This is a genomic window from Streptomyces sp. ME19-01-6 (genome assembly GCF_033793745.1).
Taxonomy (GTDB): domain Bacteria; phylum Actinomycetota; class Actinomycetes; order Streptomycetales; family Streptomycetaceae; genus Streptomyces.
Map to the genome: position 1 here is coordinate 99,118 of NZ_JARAXF010000034.1, position 17,736 is coordinate 116,853.

A 17,736-nucleotide genomic window follows, 5' to 3' on the forward strand; every position below is an offset into this window, starting at 1 on the left:
CTGCATCATCGCGGCAAACCATTTGATTTGAATGGCATGATGGTTTGTCTGTCATCTATCTCTGCGGTCGCGAGCCTCGGCACCATCGTGGCGCCCCGGTTGACATGGCAGACACGATGGCTTGCGTCTGCGGTCACGTCCGCAGCGTCATCGCGGTGGGTTCGAGCTCACCACGCAGCACCATCGCGGCTCCGCTTCCTCAGTCCACTCGAACGCCGACTCGCCCTGCTTCTGCGGTCCAACACCGCAGCACCATCGCGGCCACCCTGTGGGGCCCCCATCGCCCGACGCGGCCAGGGCGTCTCCGTGGTCGAGCACCGCGGCACCATCGCGGCCAGAGGGAGTACAGGAGGATCACGGGGTGACGCCGACAGCCCTGCGGGAGTTCGGTGGCTTCGTCCGCTCCGTGCTCGCGGAGGGTCACCCGGCCCGGGAGGTCGAAGGGCTCCCAGTGGGCACGTGACTGTGCCTGGCAAGCCCAGGTGATCATCGCGACCCGGGTGCCATTTTTGGCTGGTATCGCGAACATCCGGCGTGAAGATCCCGACTGCTTGGTTGGTGAGGCAGTCAGGGATGGCGATAAGGTTCACGCCGCGCTCACGGCCCTGGTGGCCGCCCTGGAACCGAGCCACCCCGTCACCCGGTACACCCAGCAGGGGCTGACCGCCGTGACGGCGCTGGTGGAACTGCGGCCGGACCGGGCGGCGTACTGCAATGAGACGTTCTCGCTCGACCCGGAGGCCAGCGACCCGAGCAGCGAGATGAGCCGCTTGTGGATCTCGGGCGACACGGTGCGCTCCTGGCCGAGGTTCTCCGAGGGGAAGGCTGCTCTGGATGCGGCGACAGGACCGGTCGCCGACTTGCAGAATGAGCTGGCCGACTTCTGCGGCGTGAACCTTGCCCGGCCCGGGCTCGGCGCGGCGTAGATCGTCGGGAGGTGTTGAGGTTCGAAGCTCAGGAAATCGGGCCGAGCCCGGCCAGGAGCAGCGCGGTCACGCTGCCCGCCTCGGTGATCCGGCCTTCGCGGACGGCTTCGACGGCATCGGCGACGTCCCACCAGTGCACCGTCATGCCGATCTCAGTGTCGTCACGGTGGATGGTGCCGTTCCGTAGACAGGTGGCGACGAACAGATGCGTTCGCGCGCGCGTCGTCGCTGGGCAGCGGATCGATCACGCCAAGAGGTCGCAGTTCACTGGCGATGAAGCCCGTCTCCTCCTCCAGCTCCCGGGCAGCCGCCTCACGGGGGTCCTGGCCGCCGACACCGCCCCCTGGCAGATGCAGCACCCGGCGCCCCTGGAGGTAGAAGTCGTCCTCGACAAGCACCACCCGCCGCCGGCCATCGTCGATCCCGATGAGGGCGGTGTCGCCGCTGAGCCCGGTGACGAGCTGGACCCAGTCCAGGGTCTGGGGCCGGTCGGTGGTGAACGTGGCCATCCGGGTGCCGTCGCTGGTTATCCCGTACGCGCGCAGGCCGGTCTGCTGGGCCGAGCTGCTGCTCGGGGCGGCGAGGGCGAGCGCCGCCGTGGCGGCCAGGACCGCGACCGCCGCCGTCGGCCGCCGCCTGATCGCTCCTCTGCTTGTTGCCTTCATGAATTCTCCCCTCCGGTGAAAGGTGTGGTGCATCGGGAACCACACGCTAGGCGGCGCGGCTGGACGTCGTCTGACGGTGACTGGATGCGAACTTCTGGGCGAGAGACGGGAGTTGCTGGCACGGCCGGAGGCGGAGAAGCCGCCGGTCGCGGGGAGTGACAGGCGTGCTTTAGGCCTCTCGGCGACCGTCTCTCACAGACCGTGAGTTCCGGATGGCCGGCGATGGAAGGCCGAAGATGGCATCAACCACCGAGAAAGTCGTCGTTGACAAGAGCGGCAACCCGCTGACGAACGCGTTCGCGTCCGCAGTCCGCTTCGTGCGGTACATGACCGCTTCGCCCACCGCCCGCGTGGCCTCCTTCTACGAGCTCAACGACCGCCGCCTCAGCGGCACCAGCGCGTACCGCGACGTCCTTGGCCTCAACAGCCTCTACGTCAACTACGGTTGGTGGGAGGCCGGCTGCGCCGACCACGACGAGGCGTGCGAGGCGCTGGCCGAGAAGCTCGGCGAGGCCGCCGGCATCGCGGAGGGCGACGACGTCCTGGACGTCGGCTTCGGCTACGCCGAGCAGGACTTCCACTGGATGCGCACCAGGAACCCGGCCAGGATCGTGGGTCTCAACGTGACCCGCAGCCAGGTCGAGACGGGGCGGCGGCGCGCCGAGGAGATGAAGCTGAGCGACCGCGTCGACCTGCGCGTCGGCTCGGCGACGGACGTCCCCTTCGGCCCCGGCTCCTTCGACCGCGTCGTCGCCCTGGAGTCCGCCTGCCACTTCGACACCCGCCAGAAGTTCTTCGAGGAGGCCTTCCGGGTGCTGCGGCCGGGCGGCGTGCTCGCGACCTTCGACCTGGTGCCGCGCGTCCTGCCGCCGGGCCGCAGGACCCTGCTCACCCGCGTGGACAAGTGGGGACGCGGCCGGGTCATCCTGGAGTGCAACTGGTACCCGCGCTCCGTCTACGCCGACAAGCTCCGCGAGACCGGCTTCACCGACGTCGAGGTGCGGGACGTCAGCGACCGCGTCCTCATCCCGCAGGCGCTGCACTCGCGCAAGCGCCTCGACGCCGCCGACATCCAGCACCTCTCCCGATTCCAGCGGCGCCAGATGAGGGCGTACGCCAACCTCATCGCCCGGCGCGCCATCGTGCAGGAGTACGTCCTCGCGGTGGCCAGGAAGCCCGAGGACGCGTAATGGCGCGGGCCGAGGCGTCCGGGGCGGTGGGCCGCTGTCCGGTCGACATCAGCGACCCGGCGCTGACCGCCGACCCCTACGGCGGCTTCGCCCGCATCAGGGAGGAGGCCCCCGTCGTGCGCGGCCGGGGCGCGGACGGCCGCGTCGTGTGGATCGTCACCCGCCACGACGAGGTGATGACGGTCCTGACCGACCCCGGCTTCGTCAACAACTCCCGCTCCGTGCCGGGCACGACGGCCGACCTCCACGCCGAGTCGCTGATCCGCTTCGGCCTGCCGGAGGCGGTGGTCCCCTATCTCGCCGAGGCCGTCACGCAGCTCGATCCGCCACACCACACCCGGCTGCGCAAGCTCGTCGCGCGGGCGTTCTCCGCGCGGCGCGTGGCCGAACTCGCGCCCCGGGTGCGGGAGCTGACCGGCGAGCTGGTCGACGCGCTGCCGGGCACCGCCGGCGCCGACGGCTCCGTCGACCTGATCGAGCACTTCGCCTACCCGCTGCCCATCACGATCATCTGCGAGCTGATCGGCGTGCCCGCCGAGGACCGGGCGATGTGGCGGAAGTGGAGCAGCGACTACAGCAGCCTCTTCGCGCTCGGCGGCATGCTCGCCGAGTCCAGCGCGTACCTGCGGGAGCTGGCCGAACGCCGCCGCGCCGAGCCGGGCGACGACCTGCTCACCGGCCTGCTCCAGGTGCACGACGAGGAGAGCGGGCGGCTGTCGGAGACCGAGCTGGTCACCATGGTGATCACCCTGATGATCGCCGGGCACGAGACGACCGCCCACCTCATCGGCAACAGCGTCCTCGCGCTGCTGACCCACCCCGGCCAGCTCGCGCTGCTGCGCCAGGACCCGGAGCTGCTGCCGGGCGCCGTCCAGGAGCTGCTGCGCTGGTGCAGCCCGGTGGTCTTCGGCAAGCAGCGGTACGCCACCAGGGACGTCGAGGTCGGCGGCACCCTCATCGGCGCGGGCGATGTCGTGCTGCCGGTGCTGGGCGCGGCCAACCACGACCCGCGGCGCTTCCCGGACCCGGAGCGGCTCGACATCACCCGGCGCCCCGACGGCCGGGGCGTGGCGCACGTGGCGTACTCGCGCGGCCCGCACTACTGCCTGGGTGCCACCCTGGCCAACCAGGAGGCGGAGGTGGCGCTTTCGGCGCTCTTCGGCCGCTACCCCGGGATGCGGCTCGCCGTGCCCGAGGAGGCGCTGACGTGGAACCCCGTCCCCAGCACGCGGCAGCTCGCCCGGCTTCCCGTCCGGCTCGGCGGCGGCCCGGCGGCGAGCGCCTGACAACCCCCAACGGAGGTCGACACGATGACAATGGGCAAGGCGACGCCCGACGAGATCGCATCCGCCTACGACGGCATCGCCGACAACCTCGGCGAAGTGCTCGGCAGCAGCCTCCACATGGGGTACTGGGGTGGACCTGAACCGGCCCTCACGATCGAGGACGCCTCCCACCGCATGACCGACCTGATCATGGACGGGCTCGACACCAGCCCCGGCCAGCGGGTGATCGACATCGGATGCGGCACCGGCAGCCCGGCGATGCGGCTGGCCCGCGCCAGGAACGTCACCGTCGTCGGCGTCACCATCAGCGGCGTCCAGGTCGACATCGCCACCGAGCGGGCCGCCGCCGAGGGCCTGTCGGACCAGGTCAGCTTCCAGCGCGCCAACGCCATGGAACTGCCGTTCCCCGACGCGTCGTTCGACGCCGCGTGGGCCATCGAGTGCCTGCTGCACATGCCGGACCGGCTGACGGTGCTGCGCGAGATCGCGCGCGTCCTCCGGCCGGGCGGCTCGCTGGCCCTGTCCGACCCGGTGCTGCGCTCCCCGCACATGACCGGCGAGCAGCGCGAGGTCCTCGACCGCTACTACGACCTGTTCAAGGTCGTCAACGTGCCGCCGATCGACGACTACCCGGGGATCCTGCGGGACAGCGGCTTCCAGCTGGACCGGATGACCGACGTCGGCGACCACCTCGACCCGCACCGGTGGGGGCCGCGCGGCTGGCGGGTGCTGTCGGAGTCGCTGCGCCAGAACCCCGCCCTGACCGCCGACAAGTACGGCCTGACGCCCGAGCAGCACGACGCGTTCCTCACGGGGCTCGCCAGCATGGAGGCCCTGCCCGCCCAGGGCTATCTGCTGGTCTCCGCCCACCTGGCCGGCACCCGAGGAGGCAGTCGGTGAGATGAAGGGCATCATTCTCGCCGGCGGAAACGGGACACGGCTCCAGCCCCTCACCTTCGCGGGGTCCAAGCAACTCGCCCCCGTCTACGACAAGCCGATGATCTACTACCCGCTGTCCGTCCTCATGCTCACCGGCGTCCGGGACATCCTGATCATCTGCCGCGCCGAGGAACTCCACGTGTTCCGCCGGCTGTTCGGCGACGGCGCGCACCTCGGGCTGCGCATCGACTACGCCACCCAGGACAAGCCCCGCGGCATCGCCGACGCCCTCCTGGTCGGCGCCGACCACATCTGTGGCGAGGAGTGCGCGCTGATCCTGGGCGACAACCTCTTCCACGGCGCGCAGCTGCCCGTGCTGCTGCGCCGCAGCGCCGCCAAGCTGCGCGGCTGCGTGCTGTTCGGGCACGAGGTCGCCGACCCCCGGCAGTTCGGCGTCGCCGAGGTCGACGAGCACGGCAGGCTGCTGTCCATCCAGGAGAAACCCGAGCACCCGCCGTCGAACCTGGCCGTCCCCGGCCTGTACTTCTTCGACGCCCGCGCCTGTGACATCGCGCGGAGCCTGGCGCCCTCGGCCCGCGGGGAGCTGGAGATCACCGACGTGCTGCGCGCCTACCTCGACGCCGGCACGGCGGACCTGGTGTGGCTGGGCCGCGGCGTCACCTGGCTGGACACCGGCACCCACGAATCCCTCCTCGACGCCGCCCGCTTCGTCCGCGACCTCCAGCACCGCCAGGGCACCCGCCTGGGCTGCGTCGAGGAGATCGCCATGTACATGGGCTACATCGGGCCCGACGCCTGCCACGCCCTGGGCGCCGAGATGAGCAACTCGCCCTACGGCCGGTACGTCATGGACCGGGCCGGCACCTTCCGCCAGGGCCTGCCGCCCCTGAGCTTCGTGGAGGAGATGTGAACCTCCTGGTCACCGGCGCCGCCGGCTTCATCGGCTCCGCCTACGTGCGCGGGTTCCTCGCCGGCTCCGGCGACACCCGGGGCGACGTCACCCGCGTCACCGTGCTGGACAAACTCACCTACGCCGGCACCCTCAGCAACCTCGACCTCGCCGACCCCCGGCTGACGTTCGTCCGCGGCGACATCTGCGACGCCGAACTGGTCGGCTCCCTCATGGCGCAGGCCGGGCAGGTCGTCCACTTCGCCGCCGAGTCCCACGTGGACCGCTCCATCACCGACGCCGACGCGTTCGTCCGCACCAACGTCGAGGGCACCCACACCCTCCTGCACGCGGCGCTGCGGCACGGCGTGGAGCGCTTCGTGCACGTGTCGACCGATGAGGTCTACGGCTCGGTCGAGACCGGTACCAGCCCCGAGACCGCCCCGCTGGAGCCCAACTCGCCTTACGCCGCCTCCAAGGCCGCCTCCGACCTGGTCGCCCTGTCCTACCACCGCACCCACGGCCTGGACGTCCGCGTCACCCGCTGCAGCAACAACTACGGACCGCACCAGTTTCCCGAGAAGGTCATCCCGCTGTTCATCACCAACCTGCTCGACGGCCAGGACGTGCCGCTGTACGGGGACGGGCTGAACGTGCGCGACTGGCTGCACGTGGAGGACCACTGCCTCGGCGTGGACCTGGTCCGCACCCAGGGCACCCCCGGCGCGGTCTACAACATCGGCGGCGGCACGGCGCTGACCAACCAGGAGCTGACCGGCCACCTGCTGCGGGCCTGCGGCGCCGACTGGAGCCGCGTGCGCTACGTCGCCGACCGCAAGGGGCACGACCGGCGCTACGCCGTCGCCGACGACAAGGCCCGCCAGGAGCTGGGCTACCGGCCCCGGCACGACTTCCGCGACGGACTGGCCGCGACGGTCTCCTGGTACCGGCAGAACCGCTCCTGGTGGGAGCCGCTCAAGCGCGCCGCGCAGTCGGCGTCCCACTGAACATCCCGCCGCCGACGACAGGAGACACCGTGCACGCCCCGGCACCGCCCCTGCGGATCGGCGTACTGGGCTGCGCCGACTTCGCCCGGCGCCGCATGCTGCCCGTCATCGCCGCCGATCCCGGGCTGCGCCTGGCCGCCGTCGCCAGCCGCTCCGAGGCGAAGGCCGCCCGGTTCGCCGACGCCTTCGGCTGCGCCGCCGTCCACGGCTACGACGCACTGCTCGCCGCCCCCGACATCGACGCCGTCTACCTCCCGCTGCCGCCGATGCTGCACGCCGAGTGGATCGAGCGGGCGCTGCGCGCCGGCAAGCACGTCCTGGCGGAGAAGCCGCTCACGGCCGATGCCGCCGGCACCGAACGCCTGCTGCGGCTGGCCGCCGACCGCGGCCTGGTGCTGCTGGAGAACCTCGTCTTCCCCCACCACGCCCAGCACGCCGCCGTGCGCAAGTTTCTGGCCGACGGCGCCATCGGCGAGGTACGCGACGTCGCCGTCGCCTTCACCATCCCGCCCCGGCCCGAGGACGACATCCGCTACCAGCCCCGGGTCGGCGGCGCCCTGCTCGACATGGGCGTCTACCCGATCCGCGCCGCCCTGTACTACCTCGGGCCCGAGGTGGAGGTCGTCGGCGCCGTGCTGCGCTCCCAGGCCGCCACCGGCGTCGTCGTCGCCGGCCGCGTCCCGGCCCGCACCCCAGCCGGGGTGACCGCCGACCTGGCGTTCGGCATGGAGCACTCCTACCGCACCAGCTGCGAGTTCGCCGGCAGCGCCGGCCGGCTCCAGCTCGACCGCGTCTTCACCCCGCCGCCGGACTTCCCGCCGGTGGTGCGGACCGAGCGGCAGGACGGCCGCGAGGAGGTCGTGCTGCCCGCCGACGACCAGTACGCCAACGTGGTGCGCCACTTCGTCCACGCCGTGCGCACCGGGACCCCGGCCCAGGCGGAGGCGGCCCTGCGCCAGGCCCGGCTCGTCGGCGAGGTCGAGAGCCGGGCCGTGCGCGTCACGGTGTGAGCGGCGCCCCGCCCCACCCGGACCCGGCCGAGGCGGCGTTCAGGCAGGTCAGCAGGGTGCGCGCCTGCACCGTCACGTAGTGGCTGTGCAGGGCGAGCGCGGCGAGCTGGGCGTGCGAGACCCAGCGGAACCCGGGCGGCGGCGCCAGCGGCGCCTGGCTCTCGTCCGCCTCCACCAGCAGGTAGCGGCTGACCGCGTTGAGGAACCGCCCGCCCTCCTCGTCGTGGAGCGCGCTGTAGCGCACCCGCGCCGGGTCCGGGTCGCGGACCGGGTCGAGGAAGGGCGGCTGCCGGTCGGCCGGCAGGTGGGCGTAGTTGCCGAGGGTGACCTGCACGGTCGGGCCCAGCTCCGCCTCGCGGAAGCCGCCCTCCGCCTTCGCGCTGGCCAGCACGTGCGTCACGCCGTCGATCTCGCGGGTGAGGAAGGCCGCCAGGCCCTGGCCACACGGCTCAAGGATCGGCTGCGTCCAGTGGGAGACCTCGCGGCTGCCGGCCTCCACCGACACGCCGACGACGCGGAAGTACCGGCCCTCCTCGTGGCGTACGGTCCCCTCCGCCTCGTCACGGACCCAGCCGGGCACCGAGGCCAGGGGGACGCGGTCGGCGCGCACCGGGCTCTGCGAGCGGGCGTCGGCCGGCCACGACAGCACCTCGGCGTCGGAGAACAGGGCGCGCGGCGCCGGCCCGCCCGGCAGACCCGCCAGCACCGACCGGGCGTCCATGTTCACGACGTTGTCCCGGTGCAGCAGCCGCGCTATCTGACTGAGCGTCAGCCAGCGGAAGTCCGCGTGCTCCTCGACCGGGCCGTCCACCTCGACGATCATGTTCCGGTTGCGCTTGCGGAAGAATCACGAGCCGTGCTCGGACTGGAGCACGTCCGACAGCACGCGCGCGCCCGACAGGTCCCGGAAGTACTCCAGGTACCGGACGGCGGAACCCTGGTGCACCTTCGTGTAGTTGCTGCGGGTGGCCTGCACGGTCGGGGACAGCTGGATCAGGTTGGAGTTGCCCGGCTCCATCTTCGCCTGCATCAGGAAGTGCAGCACCCCGTCGATCTCCCGGGCCAGGATGCCGAGGATGCCCACCTCCAGCTGGCAGATGACGGGCTGCTGCCAGGCGTCGACCGGCACGTGTGCGCCGTCCTCGTGCTCGACGGCGACCCGCAGCCCCTCCACCGTGAAGAACCGGCCGCTGCGGTGCGCCAGGTTCCCGGTGTCCTCCTGGAAGGACCAGCCGTCCAGCTCGTCCAGCTTGATGCGGTCCACCGCGAAGTGGATCTCCCGCTCCCGGCGCTCCAGCCAGGCCAGCACGTCGTCGGCGTCGCGGACCTGGCCCTGGAGCGCCGCCGCGGACCGGGCGATCCGGCCGGCGAGCGCGGCGTCCTCGCGCGGCGTCGTACGCGGCCGCACCGAGATCGTGTCACTCATCGGTGGCTCCCGACGAACCCGGTGATCGACGCGATGACGTAGTCGATCATGTCCTCGGTGATGGCGGGGTAGACGCCGATCCAGAACGTCTGCTCGGTGATGATGTCGCTGTTGGTCAGGTCGCCGACGACGCGGTGCGGCTGATCGAGGTACGCGGGGTGGCGGGTGAGGTTGCCGGCGAACAGGCGGCGTGTGCCGATCTTGCGCCCCTCCAGGAAGTCGACGAACTCGGCGCGGGAGAACGGCGCGTCCGGCGCGACGGTGATCGCGAAGCCGAACCAGCTGGGGTCGCTGCGCTCGGTGGCCTCCGGCAGGATCAGGTGGGGGATGCCGTCCAGACCGTCCCGCAGGCGGCGCCAGTTGGCCCGGCGGGCGGCGCAGAAGGCGTCGAGCTTGGCGAGCTGGGTGAGGCCGAGAGCCGCCTGGATGTCGGTCGACTTCAGGTTGTACCCGACGTGGGAGAAGATGTACTTGTGGTCGTACCCGGCCGGCAGGGTGCCCATCTGGTAGTCGAAGCGCTTGAGGCACTTGTTGTTCTCGCTCGGCTCGCACCAGCAGTCCCGGCCCCAGTCGCGCAGCGACTCCACGATGCGGGCGAACGTCAGGTTCGAGGTCAGCACGCAGCCGCCCTCGCCCATGGTGAGGTGGTGGGCGGGATAGAAGCTCACCGTGGTCATGTCGCCGAAGGTGCCCGTCAGCCTGCCGTCGTAGGTCGAGCCGACCGCGTCGCAGTTGTCCTCGATGAGGAACAGCCCGTGGTCGGTGGCGAGCTGCGCGATCTCGGCGACCTGGAAGGGGTTGCCCAGCGCGTGCGCGATGATGATGGCCCGGGTGCGCGGCCCGATCGCCTCCGCCACGCGGGCGGCCGTGGCGTTGTACGTGCCCAGCTCCACGTCGACGAAGACGGGCGTGAGGCCGTTCTGCAGGATGGGGTTGACGGTGGTGGGAAAGCCGGCGGCGACGGTGATCACCTCGTCGCCCGGGCGCAGGCGCATGTCCTCCAGCACGTGCGAGGTCAGCGCGGAGACCGCCAGCAGGTTCGCCGAGGAGCCCGAGTTCGTCAGGTGCGCCTTGCGCCGCTTGAGCCGGCGGGCGAACGCCGACTCGAACTTCCGGGAGCTGCGGCCGGCCGCGATCCGCATCTCCAGCGCGGCCTCGACCAGCGCCGCCCGGTCGTCCTCGTCGAGGACCGCCCCCGAGGGCCAGATCTCCGTGACCCCGGGAACGAAGCCCCGCCCCTCCTGGCTGTCGTGGTGATACTTGCGCACCTCGTCGAGGATGTGCGCGGCCCGGTCACTCATCTGCTGTCCTTCGTATGGCTGTTCAGGGGCACGCTGGCCGTCGCGGCCCGCGCCACGGGAGGCGGCACCACGCCTGCGTCCGTGAGCAGATCGCGCAGCGACTCGCGCAGGGTCCGGCGCGGCTCCCAGCCCAGCTGGCGCCGCGCCCGTGAGATGTCCAGCAGCTGCCACGCGGCGTCCGATCGGGTCAGGCCCAGGGCCGGGTCCTCCACGACACGCATCGGCAGGCCGCTGAGGGAGATCACCGTGTCGACCAGCTCGCGCACCGGCACCGCCGTGCCGCCGCCGATGTTGAGCACCGCGCCCGAGGCGCCGGCCGGTGCCACGGCCGCCGCGAGGACGGCGTCCGCCACGTCCCGCACGTCGACCAGGTCGCGGTGGCTGCGCAGCGGCGCGAGCCGCAGCTCCTCGCGGCCGGCCGCCAGGTGGGAGGCGACGACCCCGGGGAGGCTGTTGCCGGGCGCGCCGGGACCGCAGGCGACGGAGACCCGCAGCACCACCGCGTCAAGCCCCAGCTCGGCGGCGGCCCGCAGGACGGCCTGCGAGCCCAGCAGCTTCGTGCGGCCGTACACGGAGGCCGGCCGCAGCGGCCAGTCCTCGCCGATCGACGTTCCCGGCGGGGCCGGGCCGTACTCGTAGGCGCTGCCCAGGTGGATCAGCCGCGGGCGCCCCGGCTGCTCGGCGACGGCCCGTGCCAGCCGGCTCACGAGCGTGGAGTTCAGCTCCGTCATCTCCCGCTCGTCGCCGCCCCACACCGCCCCCGAGGCGTTCACCACCACGCGCGCCCCGGTGCCGGCGCACAGCCAAGCCAGCTCCGCCGGGCCGGCCGCGGCCAGGTCCAGGCGTACCGTCCGGCAGCCGTCCTCGTCCCGGTCGCCGCCCGCGCCGCGCGAGACGCGCACCACCCGCGCGCCCGCGGCGGCGAACGCGGAGCAGACGTGCCGTCCCAGGTACCCCCGGCCACCCAGGACGAGGACTGGCGTGCCGGCCAGCTCGTCGGGGCGGTCGGTCGGGTGCGGCGGGGTGGCGGCCATGGGTTCCTCCAGGACAGGGCCTACGCGTGGTCGCCGGCGTTCTTCAGGTAGAGGGCCTGCCAGAAATAGCTCCATGGGATGCCCCGCGTGTCGGCCGCGACCGTCCAGTTCTCGCCGGGCCGGTAGGCGTCGATGAAGAGTGGCACCGACGCCGCGACGGACTCGGTGTCGTGGATGTCGACGATCTGCCGCAGCGGCCCGTTCGCCAGGGCCAGCTTCACGGCCTCCTCACCCTTCCCGTGGCCGTCCATGCTCTTGTCGATGTACTTGCCGACGGGGTTCTTCACGAAGAACCCCGTGCACCGCTCGTCGATCAGGCGCAGGTATGCCGAGACGGTGTCGGGGGCCATCTCCGTGAACGAGTGCACGTTGACGGACAGGTCGTACCGGTCGGACCCCAGCGCCGTCTCGATGTCCTTCACCTGCACGAACTTCATCTTCGCGAACTGCTTGTCGTCCAGCACCGCGCGCAGGTACGCCGTGCTCAGCGAAAGGGTGTTCTTCAGGTCGATGATGGTGTAGGACGCGAGGTCGTAGTTGGACAGCATCGCGTGGACCGTGCGGCCGTATCCCGCGCCGATCTCCAGGACGTGGGCGCCGTGGAGATCCATCTCCTTCTCGATGAAGCCGAGTTCGACAGCCGCCTGGAGATAGTCGAGGCAGATGTCGTGGCCCTCGTAACGAATCGAGACCGGATCACCGACCTCGCGGTTCTCTATCCTCTCGATCCTCGCCCAGTCGTCGTCGCCGAGACGCGTCGCCAACTCGTAGACGAGTGCCCTCAGATACCTGATCCCGTTGGTCGTCGGGTCCCAGAGGGCGAGATTGAAATTCCTCCGATCCGACTTGAAGCCATGGAGATCGGCCGCCGAATTCTCGGTGACCCAGAGCTCGCTGATACGCTCCCACTGCCGGCTGGCCTGAAATGCCTTCGCCATCCCGCCCTCCTTCTCCATCGACGACGGTCACGTGCTGTCACGCGAAGCCTAGCCAGCAGCGCTAAAGGCGTACTGACAGCGCAACACTCGCTTTAGGGGTGTCCATAGAGTTGAGAGCCGGAGAGGAGATGACACCATGCGTGTGCTATTCGTCACGTACCCGGCGCGAACCCATTTCCACCACATCGTGCCCGTGGCCTGGGCACTGCGGACGGCCGGCCACGAGGTGCACGTCGCCAGTGGGCCCGAGCTCACCGACGTCATCACCGGAGCAGGGCTGACGGCGGTCGCGGCCGGATCGGACGAACCCCTGCGGGAGAAGGTCAACCGGTTCTCCGAGACGGCCAACAGGACCGGCTTCCAGATCCCCGACATCGGCATGGCCGAGGACCGGCCGGAGATGCTGACCTTGGAGAAGCTGAAGCGGTACCACTCCGGCCTCGCGGAGATCCTCAAGGTGCAGAACGACTCGATGATCGAGGATCTGGTGGCCTACGGCCGCTGGTGGAAGCCCGACCTGGTGGTCTGGGAGTGGCTCAGCAACGCCGGCCCCGTCGTCGCGGCCGCGGTGGGCGCGGCCCAGGCCCGCATGTCCCTCATCATCGAAGTCGACGTCCGGCTGCGCGGCCACTTCCTCGCCGCCCTGGCGCGGCAGGCACCCCAGGACCGCGAGGACCCGGTGGCGGAATGGGTGAACGGATGGGGCGAGAAGTACGGCTTCGCCTTCTCCGAGGAGATGTTCACCGGGCAGTTCGTGATCGACCAGATGGTCCCCTCCCTGCAACTGGAATCCGCGGTGCCGCACGTCCCCGTGCGCTACATCCCCTACAACGGCCAGGCGACCGTGCCCGAATGGTGCCGCGCCGAACCGGAGAAACCGCGCGTCCTCGCCACCTTCGGCGTCAGCATGTGGAGCGTGATGGGCGACCAGCTCATTTCCACCAATCGCCTCCAGGACATGCTGGACTCGATGGCCGACCTCGACATCGAGCTCGTGCTGACCCTCCCCGAGCGCATTGAGAAGAGGCTCCGCAGCATCCCGGGGAACACCAGGATCGTCCCCTTCGTGCCCCTGCACGCCATCGTCCCCTCCTGCTCCGCCGTCATCCACCACGGAGGCATTCCCGGCTTCTCCGTCTCCGCGAGCCACGGCGTCCCGCAACTCATGGTCAGCCGCGCCGCCCCGGACGCCGATCTGCGGGGCGGCCTGCTGGAGAAGGCCCAGGCCGGGCTGTGGCTGGCCCCCGAGGAGATGACGGGCGAGACCCTCAGGGACCGGCTGGTCCGGCTCCTGGACGACCCCGCGTTCCGGTCGGGCGCCGGGCGGCTCCGCGAGGAGATGCTGGCCCAGCCCACTCCCAACGACGCGGTGGCCGAGATCGAGAGGCTGACGGACGCACAGAGCAGAAGGAAGAAGGAGCGGTGAGCATGCGGATCATCCGCGACACGGACACCTGCGTCAGCACGGGCATGTGCGCCCTCCTGGCACCGGAGGTCTTCACCCAGAACGAGAAGGACGGCACGGTCGAGGTCACCGACGCCGAACCGCAGGCGGAACTCCACGAGCTGGTCAGGCGGGCGGTGGCGAACTGCCCGGTCCGCGCCATCAGCATCGACGAGGAGATCGACGAGGGATAGGCAGGAGAGCGTTCGCGGTCCGGCTCCTGCTGTCCAGCAGGAGCCGGAGCCGTTTCAGGCCGCGGGAGTCCCGAGGCGGAGCGGCAGGCGGTCAAGACGCCGGATGCCCGGGACCCGCCGCCAGGCGGTCTCCTCCACCGGCACGCCGAGGGACAGCTCCGGATAGCGGCGGAAGAGCGTCCGCAGCAGCACGTCGATCTCCTGCGTCGCCAGCACCGCACCCAGGCAGTAGTGCGGCCCCAGCGAGAACGCCGCGTGCTGGATGCCCCGGTTGTTGTCCGGCTGCCGCCTGAGGTCCAGCCGGTCGGGGTCCTGGAACTTGCGCGGGTCCCGGTTGGCCACCCCCAGGATCGGCAGGACCAGGTCGCCCTGCCGGATCCGCGTGTCGTTGATCGTCACGTCCGCCGTGGCGTACCGCTGCTGCGCGAAGAACGCCGGCGTGCCATAGCGCAGCAGCTCCTGGATGGCGCCCGGCATCAGCTCCATGTCGTCCAGGAGGAGAGCGAGCTGCTCGGGATGGGTCAGCAGGGCGTGCACGCAGTTGCCGGCGAAGAACGACGTCGCCTCGTGCCCGGCGTAGACCAGCAGGAACACCATGGAGATGAGCTCGGTCTCCGTCAGCTGGTGGCCCTCGTCGTCGTGCGTCTGGATGAGCGCGGTGAGGAGGTCGTCCGTCGGCTCGACCCGGCGCTTCTGGATCATCTCCTTCACGTACTCGCTGGTCACCTGCAGCATCCGGGGCAGCCGGAACGCGTTGTCCATGTCGCTCGACACGTACCACAGGTCCTTGTCCTGCTGCGGGATACCGATCAGCTCGCAGATGATCGTCAGCGGCAGCGGCAGGGCGAGGTGCTCGATCAGGTCCACGGTCCCGTCGTCGGCGATGTGCTGGGGCAGCGCGTCGACCAGCTCCTCGGTGACCGCCGTCATGCGCGGGTGCAGGCGGGAGATCCGCTGCATGGAGAACGTCCGCGCCACCAGCTTCCGCAGCCGGGTGTGGTCCGGCGCGTCGAGATGCATCATCATCTCGGTCCGGTAGGGGATCAGGTCCTTCGGAATCCCCAGCCGCGTCAGCTGCGTGACCTGGTAGTCGGTGTCGTTCCCCGGGATGGAACGGGAGTTGTTGGCGAAACGCGGGTCCGTCAGCACAGCGGCGACGTCTTCGTAACGGGTGACGAGCCACACCGGCTCGTCGTTCCACAGCCGGCCCCGGGCGATGGGGGTGGTCTCCCGGATCCGACCGAATCCGCCGTAGGGATCGGCGATGAGATGCGGATCGATCACCTGGTACTCGCCGGACTTCTGGGTTGCTGTCATCGAATTCTCTTCCCTGAGAGCCGGGCACGGTCACGAAGATTCCGGGATACCACGCATGCTTGGCGGGCGGCCTAAAGGCGGGCTAACACGGCCGCCAGTGCGCCCGGAGAAGACCCCCGATGGTTAGGCCGACTTAAGGAGAACTGTCAAAAATTGGTCCATTCACCAAGGGAGTCGTCCTGCCGCGCGCCGCCGTCGATGACGCCTGGCGCCCATTTCGCAGCTGAGGAGAGGGGACGCCAGCGATGGCGAACGACGAGGCGAAGCTTCTCGACCACCTCAAGTGGGTCACGGCAGAACTCCGCGACACGCGGCAGCGCCTGCGCGCGGCCGAGTCAGCAGAGCCCGAGCCCATCGCGATCATCGGCATGGCCTGCCGCTACCCCGGCGGGGTAGCCAGCGCCGACCAGCTGTGGGAGATGGTCGCCTCGGGCCGCGACGCCGTTGGCCCCTTCCCGGCCGACCGGGGCTGGGACCTCGACTCCCTCTTCGACTCCGACCCCGACCGGCCCGGCACCAGCTACGTGCGCGAGGGCGGATTCCTCTACGACGCGGGCGAGTTCGACGCCGGCTTTTTCGGGATCTCGCCGCGCGAGGCATTGGCGATGGACCCGCAGCAGCGGCTGCTGCTGGAGACCGCGTGGGAGGCCATCGAAAACGCGAAAATCGCCCCGCACACATTGCTCGGCACCGACACCGGGGTCTTCGCCGGAATTAACACCAACGACTACATGATCCTCAGCGCCATAACCGGCCAGGACGTGCCGGAGGGATACGTCGTGACCGGCAGCGCGACAAGCGTCGCCTCGGGCCGCGTCTCGTATGTGCTGGGGCTTGAGGGCCCTGCGGTGACGATCGACACCGCCTGCTCGTCGTCGCTGGTGACCATCCACATGGCCGCGCAGGCGCTGCGGGGTGGCGAGTGCTCGCTGGCGCTGGCGGGCGGGGTGACGGTGATGGCGACGCCGGGGGGGTTCACGGAGTTCTCGCGGCAGCGGGGGCTGGCGGCGGATGGGCGGTGCAAGTCGTTCGCCGGGGCCGCGGATGGTACGGGGTGGAGTGAGGGCGTTGGTGTGCTGCTGCTGGAGCGGTTGTCGGATGCGCGGCGGAACGGGCACAGGGTGCTGGCGGTGGTGCGGGGTTCTGCCGTCAACCAGGACGGTGCGTCGAATGGCCTGACGGCGCCGAACGGGCCTTCGCAGCAGCGGGTGATCCGGCAGGCCCTGGCCAACGCCCGCCTCGCACCGGGCGACGTCGACGCGGTCGAGGCTCACGGGACGGGTACGACGCTGGGTGACCCGATCGAGGCGCAGGCGCTGCTGGCGACGTATGGGCAGGGGCGGTCGGAGGAGCGGCCGTTGTGGCTGGGGTCGATCAAGTCGAACATCGGGCACACGCAGGCCGCCGCCGGGGTCGCGGGCGTGATCAAGATGGTGCAGGCGATGCGCCACGGCGTGATGCCCGCCAGCCTGCACATCGACGAGCCGAGCCCGCACGTGGACTGGGGCACGGGCGCGGTGGAACTGCTGAGGGACGCCACGCCCTGGCCGGAGACGGACCGCCCGAAGCGGGCGGCGGTCTCGGCGTTCGGGATGTCCGGGACGAACGCGCACGTGATCGTGGAGGAGGCGCCGGAAGAGGAGGAGCCCCGAGCTGTTGAGCTGGCGCCGGTGGGTGGTGTGGTGCCGTGGGTGGTGTCGGGTCAGTCCGCCGACGCGGCGCGGGCGCAGGCGCGGCGGTTGGTGGAGTTCGCCGTCACCTCGGATGCGGACGCGGCGGCGGTGGGCTGGTCGCTGGTGGCCAGCCGGTCGGTGCTCGACCACCGCGCGGTCGTCCTCGGCCAGGACCGCGACCAACTGACGGCCGGAGCACGCGCCTTGGCGGACGACATGCCGTCCGCCGCGGTGGTGACCGGCGAGGCCGTGGCCTCCGACGCCGGTGCGGTGTTGGTGTTTCCGGGTCAGGGGGCGCAGTGGCGGGGGATGGGTGTGGGGTTGCTGGGTTCGTCGCCGGTGTTCGCGGCGCGGATTGCGGAGTGTGAGGCGGCGTTGGCGCCGTTTGTGGACTGGTCGTTGACGGAGGTGCTGCGCGGTGAGGGCGAGACGGACCTGGCGCGGGTGGATGTGGTGCAGCCGGTGTTGTGGGCGGTGATGGTGTCCCTCGCGTCGGTGTGGGAGTCGTACGGCGTTCGTCCGGCGGCGGTGGTGGG

At 70.9% G+C, this 17,736-nt stretch carries 15 protein-coding genes and 1 pseudogene; 10 read left to right on the forward strand and 6 right to left on the reverse strand.

Annotated features, from left to right (window positions below):
* Nucleotides 1–482 precede the first annotated feature (482 nt).
* Entirely contained in the window at nt 483–926 is a 444-nt protein-coding gene (locus PV419_RS43500) for a hypothetical protein (RefSeq protein ID WP_319698566.1), read from the forward strand.
* Nucleotides 927–1,087: 161 nt separating this feature from the next.
* On the opposite strand, the gene PV419_RS53580 is transcribed toward PV419_RS43500, so the two are convergent.
* On the reverse strand, nt 1,088–1,591 hold the full coding sequence (locus PV419_RS53580) for an NUDIX domain-containing protein (protein ID WP_415925510.1): 504 nt from the start codon (nt 1,589–1,591) through the stop codon (nt 1,088–1,090).
* Between the two features lie 236 nt (nt 1,592–1,827).
* Here PV419_RS53580 and PV419_RS43515 point away from each other — a divergent pair, with 236 nt between their 5' ends.
* The 6 genes from PV419_RS43515 to PV419_RS43540 are packed head-to-tail and all read left to right on the forward strand — an operon-like array spanning nt 1,828 to nt 7,873.
* Complete coding sequence (locus PV419_RS43515) at nt 1,828–2,781, forward strand: methyltransferase domain-containing protein (protein ID WP_319698567.1); 954 nt, start codon at nt 1,828–1,830, stop codon at nt 2,779–2,781.
* Entirely contained in the window at nt 2,781–4,067 is a 1,287-nt protein-coding gene (locus PV419_RS43520; protein ID WP_319698569.1) for a cytochrome P450 family protein, read from the forward strand. The genes PV419_RS43515 and PV419_RS43520 overlap by 1 nt, the downstream gene beginning before the upstream one ends.
* A gap of 24 nt (nt 4,068–4,091) precedes the next feature.
* The gene (locus PV419_RS43525; protein ID WP_319698570.1) at nt 4,092–4,967 is read left to right on the forward strand and encodes an SAM-dependent methyltransferase; all 876 of its coding nucleotides are present in this window, start codon (nt 4,092–4,094) and stop codon (nt 4,965–4,967) included.
* 1 nt (nt 4,968) lies between these two features.
* On the forward strand, nt 4,969–5,877 hold the full coding sequence (rfbA, locus tag PV419_RS43530; RefSeq protein ID WP_319698571.1) for a glucose-1-phosphate thymidylyltransferase RfbA: 909 nt from the start codon (nt 4,969–4,971) through the stop codon (nt 5,875–5,877).
* Nucleotides 5,874–6,863 (forward strand): dTDP-glucose 4,6-dehydratase, encoded by a 990-nt coding sequence (gene rfbB, locus PV419_RS43535; RefSeq protein WP_319698572.1) that lies wholly within the window; start codon nt 5,874–5,876, stop codon nt 6,861–6,863. The genes rfbA and rfbB overlap by 4 nt, the downstream gene beginning before the upstream one ends.
* Nucleotides 6,864–6,892: 29 nt before the next feature.
* Complete coding sequence (locus tag PV419_RS43540; protein ID WP_319698573.1) at nt 6,893–7,873, forward strand: Gfo/Idh/MocA family oxidoreductase; 981 nt, start codon at nt 6,893–6,895, stop codon at nt 7,871–7,873.
* Here the strand turns inward: PV419_RS43540 and PV419_RS43545 are convergent.
* The 4 genes and pseudogenes from PV419_RS43545 to PV419_RS43560 form a co-directional block, all read right to left on the reverse strand.
* Nucleotides 7,863–9,299 (reverse strand): annotated as a pseudogene (locus PV419_RS43545) (NDP-hexose 2,3-dehydratase family protein). The gene PV419_RS43540 and the pseudogene PV419_RS43545 sit on opposite strands and share 11 nt — an antisense overlap.
* Nucleotides 9,296–10,600 carry a lipopolysaccharide biosynthesis protein RfbH gene (gene rfbH / locus PV419_RS43550; protein ID WP_319698574.1) on the reverse strand — a complete coding sequence of 435 codons (1,305 nt, stop codon included), beginning with the start codon at nt 10,598–10,600 and terminating at the stop codon, nt 9,296–9,298. The pseudogene PV419_RS43545 and the gene rfbH overlap by 4 nt, the downstream one beginning before the upstream one ends.
* A complete protein-coding gene (locus tag PV419_RS43555) occupies nt 10,597–11,634 on the reverse strand; it encodes an NAD(P)-dependent oxidoreductase (RefSeq protein WP_319698576.1) in 1,038 nt (345 codons plus the stop codon). Before PV419_RS43555 ends, rfbH begins: the two co-directional genes overlap by 4 nt.
* Nucleotides 11,635–11,654: 20 nt before the next feature.
* Nucleotides 11,655–12,572, reverse strand: a complete 918-nt coding sequence (locus PV419_RS43560; protein ID WP_319698578.1) for a putative sugar O-methyltransferase — start codon at nt 12,570–12,572, stop codon at nt 11,655–11,657.
* A gap of 136 nt (nt 12,573–12,708) precedes the next feature.
* Between PV419_RS43560 and PV419_RS43565 the strand changes: the two genes are divergently transcribed.
* Both PV419_RS43565 and PV419_RS43570 read left to right on the forward strand, forming a co-directional pair.
* Nucleotides 12,709–13,998, forward strand: coding sequence for an activator-dependent family glycosyltransferase (locus tag PV419_RS43565; RefSeq protein WP_319698579.1), 1,290 nt, complete (start codon nt 12,709–12,711; stop codon nt 13,996–13,998).
* A 2-nt stretch (nt 13,999–14,000) separates the two neighbouring features.
* Nucleotides 14,001–14,210, forward strand: coding sequence for a ferredoxin (locus tag PV419_RS43570; RefSeq protein WP_319698581.1), 210 nt, complete (start codon nt 14,001–14,003; stop codon nt 14,208–14,210).
* A 54-nt stretch (nt 14,211–14,264) separates the two neighbouring features.
* Here PV419_RS43570 and PV419_RS43575 read toward each other — a convergent pair whose 3' ends face one another.
* The gene (locus tag PV419_RS43575) at nt 14,265–15,527 is read right to left on the reverse strand and encodes a cytochrome P450 (RefSeq protein ID WP_319698583.1); all 1,263 of its coding nucleotides are present in this window, start codon (nt 15,525–15,527) and stop codon (nt 14,265–14,267) included.
* Nucleotides 15,528–15,772: 245 nt separating this feature from the next.
* Here PV419_RS43575 and PV419_RS43580 point away from each other — a divergent pair.
* On the forward strand, nt 15,773–17,736 hold a 1,964-nt coding region (locus PV419_RS43580), incomplete at its 3' end, for a type I polyketide synthase (RefSeq protein WP_319698585.1).